The organism is Bacillus paramycoides, from assembly GCF_001884235.1.
Lineage (GTDB): Bacteria > Bacillota > Bacilli > Bacillales > Bacillaceae_G > Bacillus_A > Bacillus_A paramycoides.
Map to the genome: position 1 here is coordinate 65,521 of NZ_MAOI01000134.1, position 14,494 is coordinate 80,014.

Annotated in this window: 15 protein-coding genes and 1 riboswitch; of the genes, 2 read left to right on the forward strand and 13 right to left on the reverse strand. The window is 36.0% G+C overall.

The features are described from left to right. Nucleotides 1–125 precede the first annotated feature (125 nt). Nucleotides 126–374, forward strand: coding sequence for a ferredoxin (locus BAU28_RS27720; RefSeq protein ID WP_002171129.1), 249 nt, complete (start codon nucleotides 126–128; stop codon nucleotides 372–374). 116 nt (nucleotides 375–490) lie between these two features. Here BAU28_RS27720 and BAU28_RS27725 read toward each other — a convergent pair whose 3' ends face one another. Then, complete coding sequence (locus BAU28_RS27725) at nucleotides 491–1,069, reverse strand: ECF transporter S component (protein WP_002171128.1); 579 nt, start codon at nucleotides 1,067–1,069, stop codon at nucleotides 491–493. A 163-nt stretch (nucleotides 1,070–1,232) separates the two neighbouring features. Further along, a riboswitch (FMN riboswitch) is annotated at nucleotides 1,233–1,372 on the reverse strand. A gap of 247 nt (nucleotides 1,373–1,619) precedes the next feature. On the opposite strand from BAU28_RS27725, the gene BAU28_RS27730 reads away from it, so the two are divergent. Next, nucleotides 1,620–2,306: a hypothetical protein gene (locus BAU28_RS27730; protein WP_002171127.1), complete on the forward strand. Its 687-nt coding sequence runs from the start codon at nucleotides 1,620–1,622 to the stop codon at nucleotides 2,304–2,306. A 29-nt stretch (nucleotides 2,307–2,335) separates the two neighbouring features. Here the strand turns inward: BAU28_RS27730 and BAU28_RS27735 are convergent, their stop codons facing one another. The 12 genes from BAU28_RS27735 to BAU28_RS27790 form a co-directional block, all read right to left on the reverse strand. After that, nucleotides 2,336–2,950, reverse strand: a complete 615-nt coding sequence (locus BAU28_RS27735; RefSeq protein WP_071721177.1) for a peptidoglycan DD-metalloendopeptidase family protein — start codon at nucleotides 2,948–2,950, stop codon at nucleotides 2,336–2,338. Nucleotides 2,951–3,033: 83 nt separating this feature from the next. Further along, complete coding sequence (locus BAU28_RS27740) at nucleotides 3,034–3,615, reverse strand: cob(I)yrinic acid a,c-diamide adenosyltransferase (protein WP_025147254.1); 582 nt, start codon at nucleotides 3,613–3,615, stop codon at nucleotides 3,034–3,036. A 140-nt stretch (nucleotides 3,616–3,755) separates the two neighbouring features. Continuing rightward, nucleotides 3,756–5,531, reverse strand: coding sequence for a sensor histidine kinase ResE (gene resE, locus BAU28_RS27745; protein ID WP_083595007.1), 1,776 nt, complete (start codon nucleotides 5,529–5,531; stop codon nucleotides 3,756–3,758). Then, the gene (resD, locus tag BAU28_RS27750) at nucleotides 5,531–6,247 is read right to left on the reverse strand and encodes a DNA-binding response regulator ResD (protein ID WP_002171123.1); all 717 of its coding nucleotides are present in this window, start codon (nucleotides 6,245–6,247) and stop codon (nucleotides 5,531–5,533) included. Before resD ends, resE begins: the two co-directional genes overlap by 1 nt. A 302-nt stretch (nucleotides 6,248–6,549) precedes the next feature. Next, nucleotides 6,550–7,707 carry a cytochrome c biogenesis protein ResC gene (gene resC / locus BAU28_RS27755; RefSeq protein WP_071721179.1) on the reverse strand — a complete coding sequence of 386 codons (1,158 nt, stop codon included), beginning with the start codon at nucleotides 7,705–7,707 and terminating at the stop codon, nucleotides 6,550–6,552. A 14-nt stretch (nucleotides 7,708–7,721) separates the two neighbouring features. Next, the gene (gene resB / locus BAU28_RS27760; protein WP_025147257.1) at nucleotides 7,722–9,347 is read right to left on the reverse strand and encodes a cytochrome c biogenesis protein ResB; all 1,626 of its coding nucleotides are present in this window, start codon (nucleotides 9,345–9,347) and stop codon (nucleotides 7,722–7,724) included. 122 nt (nucleotides 9,348–9,469) lie between these two features. Then, nucleotides 9,470–9,991: a thiol-disulfide oxidoreductase ResA gene (gene resA / locus BAU28_RS27765; protein ID WP_002171120.1), complete on the reverse strand. Its 522-nt coding sequence runs from the start codon at nucleotides 9,989–9,991 to the stop codon at nucleotides 9,470–9,472. 106 nt (nucleotides 9,992–10,097) lie between these two features. Further along, the gene (gene rluB, locus BAU28_RS27770; protein WP_002171119.1) at nucleotides 10,098–10,826 is read right to left on the reverse strand and encodes a 23S rRNA pseudouridine(2605) synthase RluB; all 729 of its coding nucleotides are present in this window, start codon (nucleotides 10,824–10,826) and stop codon (nucleotides 10,098–10,100) included. 288 nt (nucleotides 10,827–11,114) lie between these two features. Then, nucleotides 11,115–11,645, reverse strand: a complete 531-nt coding sequence (gene spmB / locus BAU28_RS27775; RefSeq protein ID WP_002171118.1) for a spore maturation protein SpmB — start codon at nucleotides 11,643–11,645, stop codon at nucleotides 11,115–11,117. Next, the gene (spmA, locus tag BAU28_RS27780; protein WP_002117584.1) at nucleotides 11,642–12,238 is read right to left on the reverse strand and encodes a spore maturation protein SpmA; all 597 of its coding nucleotides are present in this window, start codon (nucleotides 12,236–12,238) and stop codon (nucleotides 11,642–11,644) included. The genes spmB and spmA overlap by 4 nt, the downstream gene beginning before the upstream one ends. Further along, on the reverse strand, nucleotides 12,231–13,355 hold the full coding sequence (locus BAU28_RS27785) for a D-alanyl-D-alanine carboxypeptidase family protein (RefSeq protein WP_071721181.1): 1,125 nt from the start codon (nucleotides 13,353–13,355) through the stop codon (nucleotides 12,231–12,233). The genes spmA and BAU28_RS27785 overlap by 8 nt, the downstream gene beginning before the upstream one ends. A 112-nt stretch (nucleotides 13,356–13,467) precedes the next feature. Beyond that, nucleotides 13,468–14,382 carry a superoxide dismutase gene (locus BAU28_RS27790; RefSeq protein WP_002171116.1) on the reverse strand — a complete coding sequence of 305 codons (915 nt, stop codon included), beginning with the start codon at nucleotides 14,380–14,382 and terminating at the stop codon, nucleotides 13,468–13,470. Nucleotides 14,383–14,494 lie beyond the last annotated feature (112 nt).

A 14,494-nucleotide genomic window follows, 5' to 3' on the forward strand; every position in this document is an offset into this window, starting at 1 on the left:
GACACTCTAATTGATAAGCATTATCATTATAATTTTATGTTGAAAAGTTTTAAAAACCGTTTTACAATAAGGTTATAATTTTTATGGCGAACTTTTCACATACATATTATCAGGAGGGAAAAAAGATGGCAAAATATACAATCGTTGATAAAGATACTTGTATTGCATGCGGTGCTTGCGGAGCTGCTGCACCAGACATTTATGACTATGATGATGAAGGTATTGCATTTGTAACATTAGATGATAACCAAGGTATCGTTGAAATTCCAGATGTATTAGTTGAAGATATGATGGATGCATTCGAAGGCTGTCCAACTGACTCAATTAAAGTTGCTGACGAATCATTTGATGGCGACGCTTTAAAATTCGAATAGTCTTTTATTAACTTCAAAAGATCCCCCTCCTAAATATGAGGGGGATTTTTTGTTCACTCTTTCATTTCCCTTAACAAAAAACCATCAGCAGTAATACTGCCGATGGCTTAATATTTTCAAGCGTTTTTCATCTTTGCAAATACCCATACTTTCAGGCGTGAAAATAACGCTACAAATACAATCGTCACAACAATTCCTTTAATTATATTAAACGGTAATATAGCCGTTATAATAGTTTGCCGCATAACATCACTAGACATAGCTGGTGAATTTAAAAACCAAGTGTACGCTGGTAAAATAATGAAGTAGTTTAACACACTCATAATAACCGTCATAGTAATTGTTCCTAACATTAATCCTGTAGTTAAACTTTTTACTGAACGATACTTTCGGAATAAGAATGCTGCCGGACCTATAAATAAACATCCCGCTATAAAGTTCGCTATTTCTCCAACTGGCACTCCCGTTAAACTCCCTTGAATTCCATAGTATAAAACATTTTTAATGGCTTCTACAATTACTCCTGCAATCGGACCAAAAATAATCGCTGCAATTAGAGCTGGTACATCACTAAAATCAATTTTTAAAAATGGCGGAAGCCCTGGGAATGGGAAGTCCAACATCATCAGTAAATATGCAATACTACTTAGCATCGCCACACTCACCATCTGCACTACACTGTTTTTTTGTTTCATCTTTCTCTCTCCTTTTCCATCGATCTTCTCATGGAAAGTGGAAAGGTTCTGCTATGCCTATTTTTTCATAGAACGAAAAAACCCCTTGTGATTTACACAAAGGGAGAATTTTAAGGCACATCAAACAGACGTTCAAATACTTATCTTTTTTGAACGCTTGAACCTCCATCTTCTCCCATCCAGACTATACTGTCGGCTTTGGAATCACACCAAATCCTGCCTTAACGGCTCGCGGGCTTAGAACGACATCATTAACTGTTCATCACCGCCGGTCGGGATTTTCACCCTGCCCCGAAGATAGACCGATATTCTATTTTCTCCTTCATTATACAACAACATGATCGTATTGTGAACTAAAAAAGTGTAACTTATTATAAATAAGTTATCTACTTTAAGTATATGTAATGGACTGAAAAATATTTTACAATACAACCCATATTTTTTATAATTCGGTATTTCTCTTATGAATCCCCTAGTCATATATAGTTAAAAGTGATAAGATGTTGAATTGTTAAGATAAGAACATTTTCTGAATTATGGAGGAAATGTCATGAAGAAAGAGAAAAGACACTCTATTCGAGAAGCAATGAAAAAAAACTTAAGAAAAGAATACTTTTACTTAAAAAAGGAATTGCTTTTCTACTGTCCAATTGATTTAGGCACATTCTCAAGTGAGACATACTACGCTACTTTTGATCAAGATGGCATAAGTATTTATCAGTATGATAAAAAAACAGAAAGTAAATTAAAATTGTGTGAGCGTCATCCATGGAAAAGTTGGAATAAAGTGAAAGTTGATCACTATTTGACAACTTCTCAATTTATTTTCCAAGGTGAGCGAAATTGGATTTTATCCCTTTTCCAAAAAGGAAAAGAAGCTCAAAAAATAATTGAGGAACATACATCTTTACAAACAGAAGTTGTTTCCCGTTCTTTTTTCAAAAAACTTCCTGGTTTCCGTTCTAATACACCATTGAATAAATACATTGGCAGCATTTGTTACACTGCACTTATTGCATTTTTATTAAAATGGATGATCCCATTTCAAGCACCACAAATCGCCCTGTATTCTATTTCAATTGGCTTTATGCTTCTTGGCTTACTTTGTCTTACAATCGGTTTAATCGAACCAACTATTGTACTGTTTCGGACAAAAGAAAAAACAAGAACAAAAGTCTTTTACTTATATAGCTACTTAGCTATTTCTGGATTTATATGTGTCTTTATTTTTTGGTAAAAAAAGAGCTAGTTTGACTAGCTCTTTTTTTAATCAACGTATAATTGTTGATTCGGATAGATTCGCTCTTGTTGCAATCCATTTCTCACTTTAATTTCATCAACTGTCATACTAAATTTCCGAGCAATGCTGACTAAAGTATCACCTTTTTGTACGACATATAATGATGATGACACGACTTGATTTTTTTGTTCATTTAAAACAAGCAACGGATTCATCGCGTTCCTTTTCTCCATCGTCCATCTTCCTTGATGCACTTCTAAATGTAAATGCGCGCCTCGCGATTCTCCTGTATTACCGACCTCTCCAATTAGCTCTCCTTTTGAAATATTATCCCCTTGAACTACATATCTCTTATTTAAATGCGCATAAACAGCCTCGTATTCTCCATGTTTAATAAACACAACATTCCCATAACTACTTGAAAAATAAGACCTCGTCACCTTACCATTTTGAATAGCCGCAACAGGTGTTCCAATAGGCGCAGCTATATCAATACCATAGTGCTTCCCATGCCTTGTCCCAAAATAATCACTTATCTGCCCCTCAACAGGCCATATCCACTGATTTTCTTCAGCGTAAACATGTAATTGAGATAAAAATAATATACTCAATAGCATCACGCTACATTTTAACGCTTTCATATACATCCTCCGTTTTCTAATAACCATCATACCTTCTCTATTGTGGTATATTACAGAAAAAAGTATACAAAAAAGAAAGTGAATTACTCCACTTCCTTTTCTTCTTTATCACGAAAAACAATTGCACTGCGGTTATATTCCACATCTTTCACTTGTAAACGAGCATTTATTACTCTAGCAATCGCAAAGAAATAGTCAGATAACCTATTTACATACTTAAGGACAATTTCATTTATTTCTCCTTCTTTTTGCAATGACACGATGCAGCGTTCCGCCCTTCTTATAACTGTACGTGCAATATGGATAGTAGCCGAAGCCTCGCTACCGCCTGGTAAAATAAAACGCTCTAACGTCGGTGCTTCTTCTATATACGAATCAATCCTTCTTTCTAAATACTCGACCATTTCTACCGTTACTTTATAAGGAATTTTTTGCTCAACTACCGCTAAATCTCCTCCACAATCAAATAGTTCATGTTGAATATTTTCAAGTTCATTATAAATGTCACGAAAGCGTTCTTCTTGCAACTTAGTCATCGCATATCCGATATGAGAATTCGCCTCATCAATTGTGCCATAGGCTTCTACACGTATATGATCTTTATCCACTCGACCACCTATTACACTTGTTTTTCCTTGATCTCCTGTTTTTGTATATAGTTTCATTTCATTACGACACCCCTCTTATTATTTTCCGTTCTAATCAATATAGAAAAAGCTCTACTATTCTTTATTTAATTGAACTTACAAAAAAATAAAAAACAGTAGAACTTTTATTAATCATCATCCTTAAAGAACATGTATATCTAAATTAAACGATTCGGTAAATATACAGAGAATGTAGTTCCTTCTCCAACAACACTCGATACAGAAATTTTACCATCATGGCCTTGAACAATATTTTTAGCAATCGCAAGCCCTAATCCAGTTCCAACCTTTTTCCCGCGCGTTCTCGCTTTATCAGCTTTATAGAATCGATCGAACAAGAATGGAATATCTTCTTCTGGAATACCAGCACCTGAATCTTGCACTTCGAAAGTAAGGCCATTATTTTTCGTATCAATTACAAGTGCAACATGCCCACCTGCATTCGTATGACGGATTGCATTATCAATTAAATTCGTCAACACTTGTTCCATACGGTCTGCATCAAACGGGTATTGTTCAATTGGACTTTGGAAATCAACTGTTAATTGGACTTCTTTATCCTTTGCAATCCCTTGGAATTTACGGCCAATTTTTTCGACAAATGGATGAATATCTACTTCACCTATATGTAACTCTACATGACCACTTTCCATACGAGCTAAATCTAATAACTCATTTACAAGTTTACCTAAACGAACAGATTCATCATAAATAATTTGGACAAACTCATTAATTTCTTCTTTCGTTTGCACAATATCATCTAAAATTGCTTCACTATACCCTTGAAGCATTACCATCGGTGTACGAAGTTCATGTGAAACATTCGCAATAAAGTCTTGACGCATTTTCTCCAGACGACGTTCTTCCGTCATATCTCGCAGTACTGCTACAGCTCCACGAATTTTCGTTTGGTTGTAAAGTGGTGTCATAAGAACTACGTAGTTACCTTTTTGCAAATTAATTTCAACAACTTGCTGTTGTTCGCTTTCTACAACAAGATGGAATAATTCAACAAATTCAGAAGGCAATCTTTTACTCAATTCTAATTCTTTTTCTTCTTGCCAAACTTGTAAGAAATGTTCTGCCGGTGGGTTGATAACAACGACTTCACCTTCTTGATTTAACGTAATAACACCATCAGCCATACTACTCAAAATGCTAGTTAACTGCTCTTTTTCTTGTTGCAATGCATTCATATTAAACTTCAACTGCTTCCCCATTTGATTTAAAGCAGTTGCAAGCTCACCAATTTCGTCCTGAGACACCATAGGAGCTTTCGTATCAAATTTCCCGCGCGCCACCTCAAAAGCAACCTCACGCATTTTACGGAGCGGTGCTGTAATTCGAGTAGATAAGAAAAATGCAAAGAAAGTTGTTAAAATAATCGCAATCCCAGCTGATAAGAAAATAAAATCAGTTGTTCTCTCCATCCCTTGTATTGGAACCTGTAAAGATTCATATACAAACACAGCACTTTGATTTTTTGACTGCACTGGTTTCCCGACGATCATAATATCATTTTCAGTGTTTTTATTCTTCCTACTATTAGAAGCTTTTCTAATGTTATTCTTAATTTCCTTTTTATCTGTAAAAACAGCTGCTAATTCTTTATCATTTTTCAAATCATCTATTGTAAGAGTAACTAATCCTTCTTGTTTCGGCGAAGAAGAAATTTCCTTACCATCTTCTACAATAATAATCCTTGAAAGTGGATCAGAAAATTTGTAAGCGATATTTTCAATCGTTTTTACATCGGCACCTTCTTCAATTAACTCTGTGACACTTGTTGCAACTTTCTGAAGCCTAGCTTCACTCATATCAACATAATACGTTCTAAAAAACTGCGAAAGTAAAATAGCAACAAATCCAAGAACAAACGAAACGAGAAGTAATATGGTCATCCATAACTTCCCTACTACACTTCTCCAAAGCATCAGTCGTTCACAACCTCAAACTTGTAACCTACGCCCCAAACCGTAACAATCATCTTCGCTGCATCTGGTGATTTTTTACTTAACTTCTCACGTAAACGCTTTACATGTGTATCAACTGTACGTAAATCTCCGAAGAATTCATATTGCCATACTTCTTTTAGCAATTGCTCACGATCGAATACCTTATCAGGGGCTTTCGCTAAGAATAATAGTAATTCATATTCTTTCGGTGTTAAGTTCACTTCATTACCATCTGCTGTAACACGGTGTGCATCGTTATCAATTGTTAAATGTGGGAACACAGTAACATCTTTCGTCGTTGTATCTTGTGTAAAGAATGTTGTCGGTACAGCACGACGTAATACCGCTTTCACACGAAGCACTACTTCACGCGGGCTAAATGGCTTTACAATATAATCATCTGTTCCAACTTCAAATCCTTGTACCCTATTTACTTCCTCACCTTTTGCTGTCAGCATAATAATTGGCGTTGCTTTCTTCTCACGAATTCCTTTACACACTTCAATACCATCTTTGCCAGGCATCATAATGTCTAATAGGATTAGATCATAATCATTTTGTAACGCCATTTCTAAAGCTGTATCACCATTATCTGCTTCTTCAATTGTGTATTGTTCTCTTTCTAAATACATTTTCAATAAACGACGAATACGATCCTCATCGTCTACAATTAAAATTCTTGATTCATTTTCCATTTCTACCCGTTACGTATTTTAACGCAACGGTTTACACCTACCCTTCTACAATATGATGCTGCACCTATTCTCGTTTAACAAAGCATATCTTTAAACGTTCCACTTTCCATATTATACTTCACAAGAATAATAAATTTTGTTCATTTTTTTTCCAAAACTATGTATTTTTTTTGAACAGTATATTTGGTCCTCGACATCATTTTACAAAATCAACCGCTACTTTGTCATGTTTTTCTCAAAAAAGAAGAAAAGTTGACAAAAATAAAATAGGAAAGTGACATGCACTCTCCTATTTTATTTCTCTATGCATATGAATGTAAACCCGCGATAATTAAGTTTACTACAATAAAGTTAAACATAATGATTGCAAAACCAATTACTGCAAGCCAAGCGGATTTCTCTCCATGCCACCCTTTAGATAAACGTAAATGTAATACCGCAGCATAAAAGAGCCAAGTAATAAGCGCCCAAACTTCTTTTGGATCCCAGCCCCAAAAGCGCGTCCACGCTATTTGAGCCCAGATCATTGCAAAGATTAATGCCCCTAATGTAAACACCGGGAATCCAATTGCAATAGATCGATACCCAATTTCATCTAACAAATCACTATTCGTATTCTTTACTAACGGCTGCAGTGCTGCTGATACTCGTTTGCGCAAAACAAGTCTTAATACAATATAAAGTAGTGTTCCGACTATTACTGACCAAATAACAGTATTTAATTTTTTCGCATTTACAAACGCTGGAACCTCCACTGTTGGCTCTAACTTATTTTCTGTCATTAACTTCCCTTCATGTGGTCCCACTAAAGCTGGAAGGTTATACTTCATCTCAACTTGTTGTTCATTTTTATCAATCCATTGAAACTTCGCTTCGTATTTCATACTAGAGAACACTGTTGTTACTGCAATAAATCCAACAGTACAAACAAGTGTGAAAACTACCGTTTCTAACCAAAATGTACGTTTACTTCTCGTTGATTGATCTACATTTTTCAATAAATACATTACGCCCGTAATAAAACTAATTGCTAAGATCGCTTGTCCTGCTGCTGCAGTCGTCACGTGAATATGTAACCAATTACTTTTTAAAGATGGAATAAGCGGGGATATCTCCCTCGGGAACATACTTGCATAGGCAATTAATAAAAGCGCAACCGGTAATGCAAATAGTCCGATTATACTTACGCGGTACATAAAATACATCACAATAAATGCTCCGACAAGCATCATACCGAAAAATGTACCAAACTCAAAAAAGTTACTAACTGGCGCATGCCCTGATGCAATCCACCTTGTAACAAAATATACTGTTTGTGCAATAAACCCTAATATTGTTATAGTTATACCTACATTTGCCCACCTATGACCTTTTTCTTTGATTGCTCCGCCAAAAAATAGAGTTGCAATTAAATATAAGATGAAAGCGGCAAACAGAAAATTACTACTTATTTGCACCATATCGTTTCCCCACCTTAACTAATTTTTTTATCGGTTATTTTATCATGCGGTTGCGGAATCGCTGTTCCTTCTAAAACTCTTTCAATATCTTTCTTTAAACCGAACCAATTTTTATTTGTATGACCTGCAACCCACCACTCATCATTGACGCGTTGTATCCAAATACGGCGATGGTTCCAATACATACCTTGAATCACACCAACCATAAATATAAATCCACCAATACCAAGAATCCAAAGCGTTAAATCTTTTCTTACAGTAAGTGCTGTTGCATTTTGCATTTCCACACCTGCAAATGACATTTTATATTTATTGTTTCCATCCGGTTCTATATTTTGCCGAATACCAACAAAGCTCACTTCACCATCTGGTGTTTCCGGGGTAAACATTTTAAAGACGAATGCAGGATTGTTTGGTAATTTTGTCTTCGTATTCGGCTTTCCATTCTCATCAAAATAAAAATCAGGAAAATAGCTTAATAGTTCTAGAGAATACCCGTTTCCTAGATCATATTTTTCTGTAGGATTCGCTAAATTCACTTTAATCGGTCCCCACTTTTGATTATTTGCTTTATTTTGCAAATGGAAGGACATACTTTTAAATTCACTTTCCTTATAATCCACTTGATAAACAGCAAATTGATCAAACTTCAGTGGCTCATTCACCCGAATTTCAGCTTCTTTTACCTTTTCTAATTTTGGTTTTTGACCTGCTATAGTTTCTCCTACTGCTTTATATAATACGGCATTCGTTTGGAAGTTTTTCGCAATCATTTTATCACCAATACGATCAATCGCATCATCAAAAACTTCTTTGTCCTTACTCTTATCATAAACTTCCTTTATAAACTTTTCGTTTTTCAAATAGTATTGACCATCAGTTCCTGGTATTTCTTTCGTTTCACCATCGCGTAACCAAAGTGCTTCGTCTACATACATACTCGGTAAAAAACGTAGCATTGCACCAAATAGAAAAATAATAAGACCGATATGATTTACATATGGACCCCAGCGAGAAAAACGTCCCTTTTCCGCTAAAACGTTCCCGTCTTCCACTTTCACATTATAATTTCTTTTCTTTAAATTAATTTGAACTCGTTCTAAGTCACCCTCTTGTGGCGAACCAGTCCCGTACACTCTCTGTCTCTTTAAAAAGCTTGGGTGTCTTTTCACCCCTTGTTTTTTTAATGCTTTATAAAGAGGAATTACACGGTCTAAGCTACATATAACGAGTGAAATGCCAATGGAAGCAATTAAAATCATGTACCACCATGATCCATATAAATTATTAAACCCTAATTGATAGTATAATTGCCCTAAAAATCCGTACTCTTTCTCATAATATTCAGCCGGTGCGATTCCTGGAGTTATGTACATTTCTTGCGGAAAAATAGTTCCTATTGCCGATGCAGCTAAAGTTATTACGATTAACCATACCCCTACTTTTACAGAAGAGAAAAAACTCCAAATTTTATCGATTATCGTTTTCGTATGTGTGAGAGATCTCCGGGCACTCCCCTCATATCTCATATCCAATAAATTCACATTTTCATTGCTTTCAAATGGTTTCCCACAAGCTTCACAAAAAACGGTTCCTATCGGATTAACATGTCCACATTCACACTTAATTTCTTTCAACACTCTCACCACCCCAGTATCTATATGTACTATTGTATATTCTACCTTCAAGTTACCGCAATACTCAGAATTTTTAAAACGAAGGCGCTATACACCAAGCACCTCTTATGTAAAGGCTTTCTTTATTATGGAGTAATTTTCTTCAAATAGGCTTCCAGTTGTTCCTTCGTTTGCTCACCTATAATTTGCTCAACAACCTTGCCTTCTTTATCAATTAAAAAGGTTGTTGGTAATGGTCCCACTCCATATGTACCTATGATTTTTTGCCCTTTATCAATTGCAACCGGGAATTTCAAACCATATTGGTTCACAAAATTTTTCACTGCGATATCCGTTTCATCTGCATCTAACGCGATAATTTCAACGCCTTTTTCTTTATACTTTGGGTATAACTCATTCATGTACGGCATTTCTTTTTCACAAGGCTTACACCAAGTTCCCCAAAAATTTAAAAATACACCTTTTCCCTTTAAATCTTTCAGTTCAATTTTCTTTCCTTCTAAATCAGTCACGACAAAGTTAGGCGCTTCTTTCCCAATTTGCATTTTCTCTTTATCAGCAAAAAAACCTTGATACAGTGTAAATCCTACAGCACCGCTTAAAATGAGCAGAATGATAACACGAAATAATAGGCGATTTTTTTTCATATTCTCTCTCCTCTCTTCGATGAATATATGTATTCTTTTGTTACAAATGTTTTATTGAATAAATCACCAGCGGAGCATTCCACTGGTGAAAGTTTCAATCTATAGCTTATCGTGGTTTTGTAGTCGCCAATGCACGTAATTGCTTCACCTCATGCGGTGTCAATTCTCTTGCATCACCAGGTCGCAAACTACCTACTTCTAAAAAGGCATAACGTTCACGTTTTAATTTCATGACTTTACAATCTAACGCTTCAAACATACGACGTACTTGACGGTTACGTCCTTCATGAATCGTTAATTGTACAATCGCCATCTCTTTACGCTTGTCCCAAGAAATAATTTTCACTTGTGCTGGTGCTGTTTTCCCGTCTTCCAGCGCAACACCTCGTTCTAACATGCGAATTTTCTCACCTGTTAATGGCCCTTTAACTTTCGCAACATACGTTTTTTCAACTTTATATCTCGGATGCATTAATACATTTGCAAAGTCCCCATCGTTTGTCATCAATAATACGCCAGACGTATCATAATCTAAGCGTCCGATTGGGAATAAACGTTGTCTAATTTCAGGGAAAAAGTCTGTTACAACATTTCTTCCTTTATCATCTGATACACTTGAAATTACACCAGTTGGTTTATATAGTAAAAAATAAACAGGTTCTTCTTTTTCAAGAGGGATGTTATTTACTTCTACTTTATCTTGAGGAGTTACTTTTGTTCCTAACTCCTTCACTATTTTTCCGTTAACTTTCACTTTTCCTTGCTGAATTAATTCCTCAGCCTTCCTTCTCGATGCAATACCTGCTTGCGCAATCACTTTTTGTAATCGTTCCATTTCTTTTTTTCACCTCAAATTTATCTTACCTTCATTAGAAAGACTTGGCAACCACCTAAGCTTTACGCCATTTGCTTCGCCTTGCCTTAACAACATAGCGATGATAATAAACGTATAAAGGCCAATACACGTTTTCACCCTTTATTATTGTTTACACTTTTTCATATTGCTCACAATAAAAGTTCATCATTTTGTCAAAAATACCGCATAAAAAAACCACTATTAAGCTACACCTTAATAGTGGTCGTATACGTATTATAAGCGAAGTAGCGTAAAAAATGAATACCATTAATGAAACAATAAAGAAACAAACACAATTGAGCAAATAATCCCGATTAAATCTGCAAACAGTCCTACTTTTAGTGCATCTCCCATTTTTCTAATACCAACAGCCCCAAAGTATACCGTTAAAATATAAAAAGTCGTATCTGTGCTACCTTGCATCGTAGAAGCTAATCTCCCAATAAACGAGTCTGGTCCATATGTAGCGATCAAATCGGTCGTTATACTTAAACCAGCAGAGCCCGAAATCGGACGTATAAGTGCCAGTGGGACGATTTCTGCTGGTACATGAATAAAATCTAACATCGGCTTCATTACCGATATCATTGCATCTAAAGCACCTGATGCCCGGAAAATAGAAATAGATACAAGCATTCCAACCATAAACGGCAAAATTGAAACTGCAATTTGAATCCCTTCTTTTCCTCCCTCAACGAACGATTCATACGTTGGAACTTTTTTTATCGTACCATATAAAAGGATAAAACCGATTACACAAGGGATTACCCATAATGAAATTGTATTTACAATGCTCATTTTTTCCGCCCCTTTCTACTCCTTCTCCGGTAAAAATAGCGGTCAATCCAAATTGCCCCGATCATCGATAACACTTGTGCAATGAATGTTACGCCAACGATTTCTGTAGGGTTTGCTGATTCATAAGTCATTCGAATTGAAATTACAGTGGTCGGAATTAATGTAATTGCTGATGTATTTAAGGCTAGGAACGTCACCATAGAACGACTTGCAGAATCCTTCCCACCGTTTAACTCTTTGAGTTGCTCCATTGCTTTAATGCCCAGAGGTGTTGCTGCATTTCCTAATCCAAAAAAGTTTGCCATCATATTTGATAAAATGAATCCCATTGACGGATGATCCTTCGGTATTTCTGGAAACAATCTTTTGACTATCGGCATAAAAAGTGAAACTAACTTTTTTAACAATCCCGCTTCTTCTGCAATTTTCATTAAACCGAGCCAAAATACTAAAACACTAATAAGTCCAATACATATCGTAACCGCATCTTTTGACCCTTCAAAAACGGCTTTATTCACCTCTTCCATCGTTCCATTTATCATGGCATATACAATCCCTATAACTGCCATCGCTACCCAAACGAGATTAACCATCTGTACCAACACCTATCATGTAAGAAAAGATTTCTTTTACATTATTCCAATACATTCCCGTCGTAGCTACTAACTTCCGCTTACTATAAAACAAATTACGTTCTCCAACTTTCTCATTACCAACAAAAATTTCCGTTTTCCCAATTTTCACTCCATCCGAAGGTTTTACACTTTTATCAAGTTCAACTTTTAATAACACATTCTTCCTTTCCTCTTCAGTTAAAGGTACGGAAAAACTATTTTTCGTGTAAACATGATTGGCATACTTCTTTTCATTTATTTCGGCAAGTGCTCCTTGCCCTAAAACTTTTGTTTGCTTATAGCGTTCAAAGCCTTTATCAAACAGGTTCATATGATCGTTCCAATCGCTAGAAGCACTCAAAGTTACCACAATTAAATCCAGCCCATCTTTTGAAGCTGTCGTGACAAGCGTCCGCCCCGCTTTTTTTGTAAAACCTGTTTTCCCCCCTGTTGCAAATTCATAATAAGATGTCACGAGTTTATGTTTATTTTTCCACGGATAATCCCAAGAATCTGATTTATATGTTTTTGTTCCAAAGATTTTCTTAAAAGTCTCGTTCCCCATGGCATATTTCGTTAATAATGCCATATCATACGCTGACGAATAATGCGATCCATCCCCATCCAAGCCATGTGGGTTTGAGAAGTGAGTATCTTTCATTCCGATTTCTTTCGCCTTTTCATTCATTAAATATACGAACCCGTCTATACTCCCTCCAACATTTTCAGCAATTACTTGCGCTGCATCATTACCAGATCTGAGCATTAATCCGTAAACTAAATCTTCTAACTTTACTTTTTGTCCAGGTTTTAAATAAATGGCCGACCCTTCTACCCGTACCGCTTCATTACTAACCGATACCAATTCTTTCATTTTTCCTGATTCAGCAGCTAACAATGCTGTCATGATTTTTGTTATACTAGCAATTTTTTGTGGCTCATGTTCTAATTTTCCATACAGTACACGGCCAGAATGCTGTTCCATTAATACTGCGTTACGAGCACTGACACTACTGTTCATCTCTGCATATGTAGGAATCGGCACGACGCTTGCGTACATTATAATTAGCGTAATGATTATACAAATTCGTCTCATATTTCCCCCCACGTCCTTTTGGCACTTTTTGTACAAGTGTATGCTTGGCCTTTTAAAATATGAACGAAATCTCCCTTCCAATTCCAATAAAAAAGACGCATGAGATATGCGTCTAATACGGTGTCCATTCAATTTGTTTTGCACTTTCAAATCTCTTTTCTACATCGGACCAATTTACAACATTCCACCAGTTTTTAATATATTCATCTTTTCGATTTTGATATTGTAAATAATACGCATGTTCCCAAACATCAAGTACAAGGAGTGGTATCGTATCCCATTGTGTAAATAATTGATGAAGCGTGCTCTGTAAAATTTCTAACCTTCCTGAGCGGGGTACCCATACAAGAATTGCCCACCCTGAACCTTCCACTTTAGAAGCTGCTTCTGTAAAATGTTTTTGAAAACGTAAAAAGCTTCCAAAGTCTTGCTCAATCTGTTGTGAAAGAGCACCTCTTGGGCTTCCACCACCATCTTTTTTCATATTGCCCCAAAATATTGTGTGTAAATAATGACCTGATCCATGAAAAGCAGCTTCTCTTTCCCAATGCTTTATTAGATCAAATTTATTTGTTTTTCTCGCTTCTTCCATCATCTTCTCCGCTTTATTTAAACCTTCCACATAACTACGATGATGTTTGTCATGGTGTAACATCATAATTTCTCGTGAAATATACGGTTCCAACGCATTATACGGATAAGGTAATGGCGGGAGTGTATGCCCACCAATCGGAACAGCCCGTTCACTATCCCCTCTTTCATATAATTCATATTCCTCCTCTTCCTGCATAAACACTTCCTGTAAGTGGTGCTGAATATGTTCTACATCATCACTTATTTCATACATAAATTCGGCATCTGTATCGTATTCGTGCTCTTTCATACGTTCTAATAACGTTTGAATTTTATAAGCAAGCATATGGACATCATACACTTCCATTGCGCGGCTATCTAATACGTGAAGAACACTTTCACACCAGCTTTCTACTTCATGAAAGTAATCTGTAAATACACCTTGCTGACTCATGTCACACCTCCTTGATGCTATCCACTTTAACTATATTCAATTAAAACCCCTTATATAACTGGACAAAAAGAAAAGAAGCTAAGTGACTTTAGCTCCTTTTCCTTGACCTTAA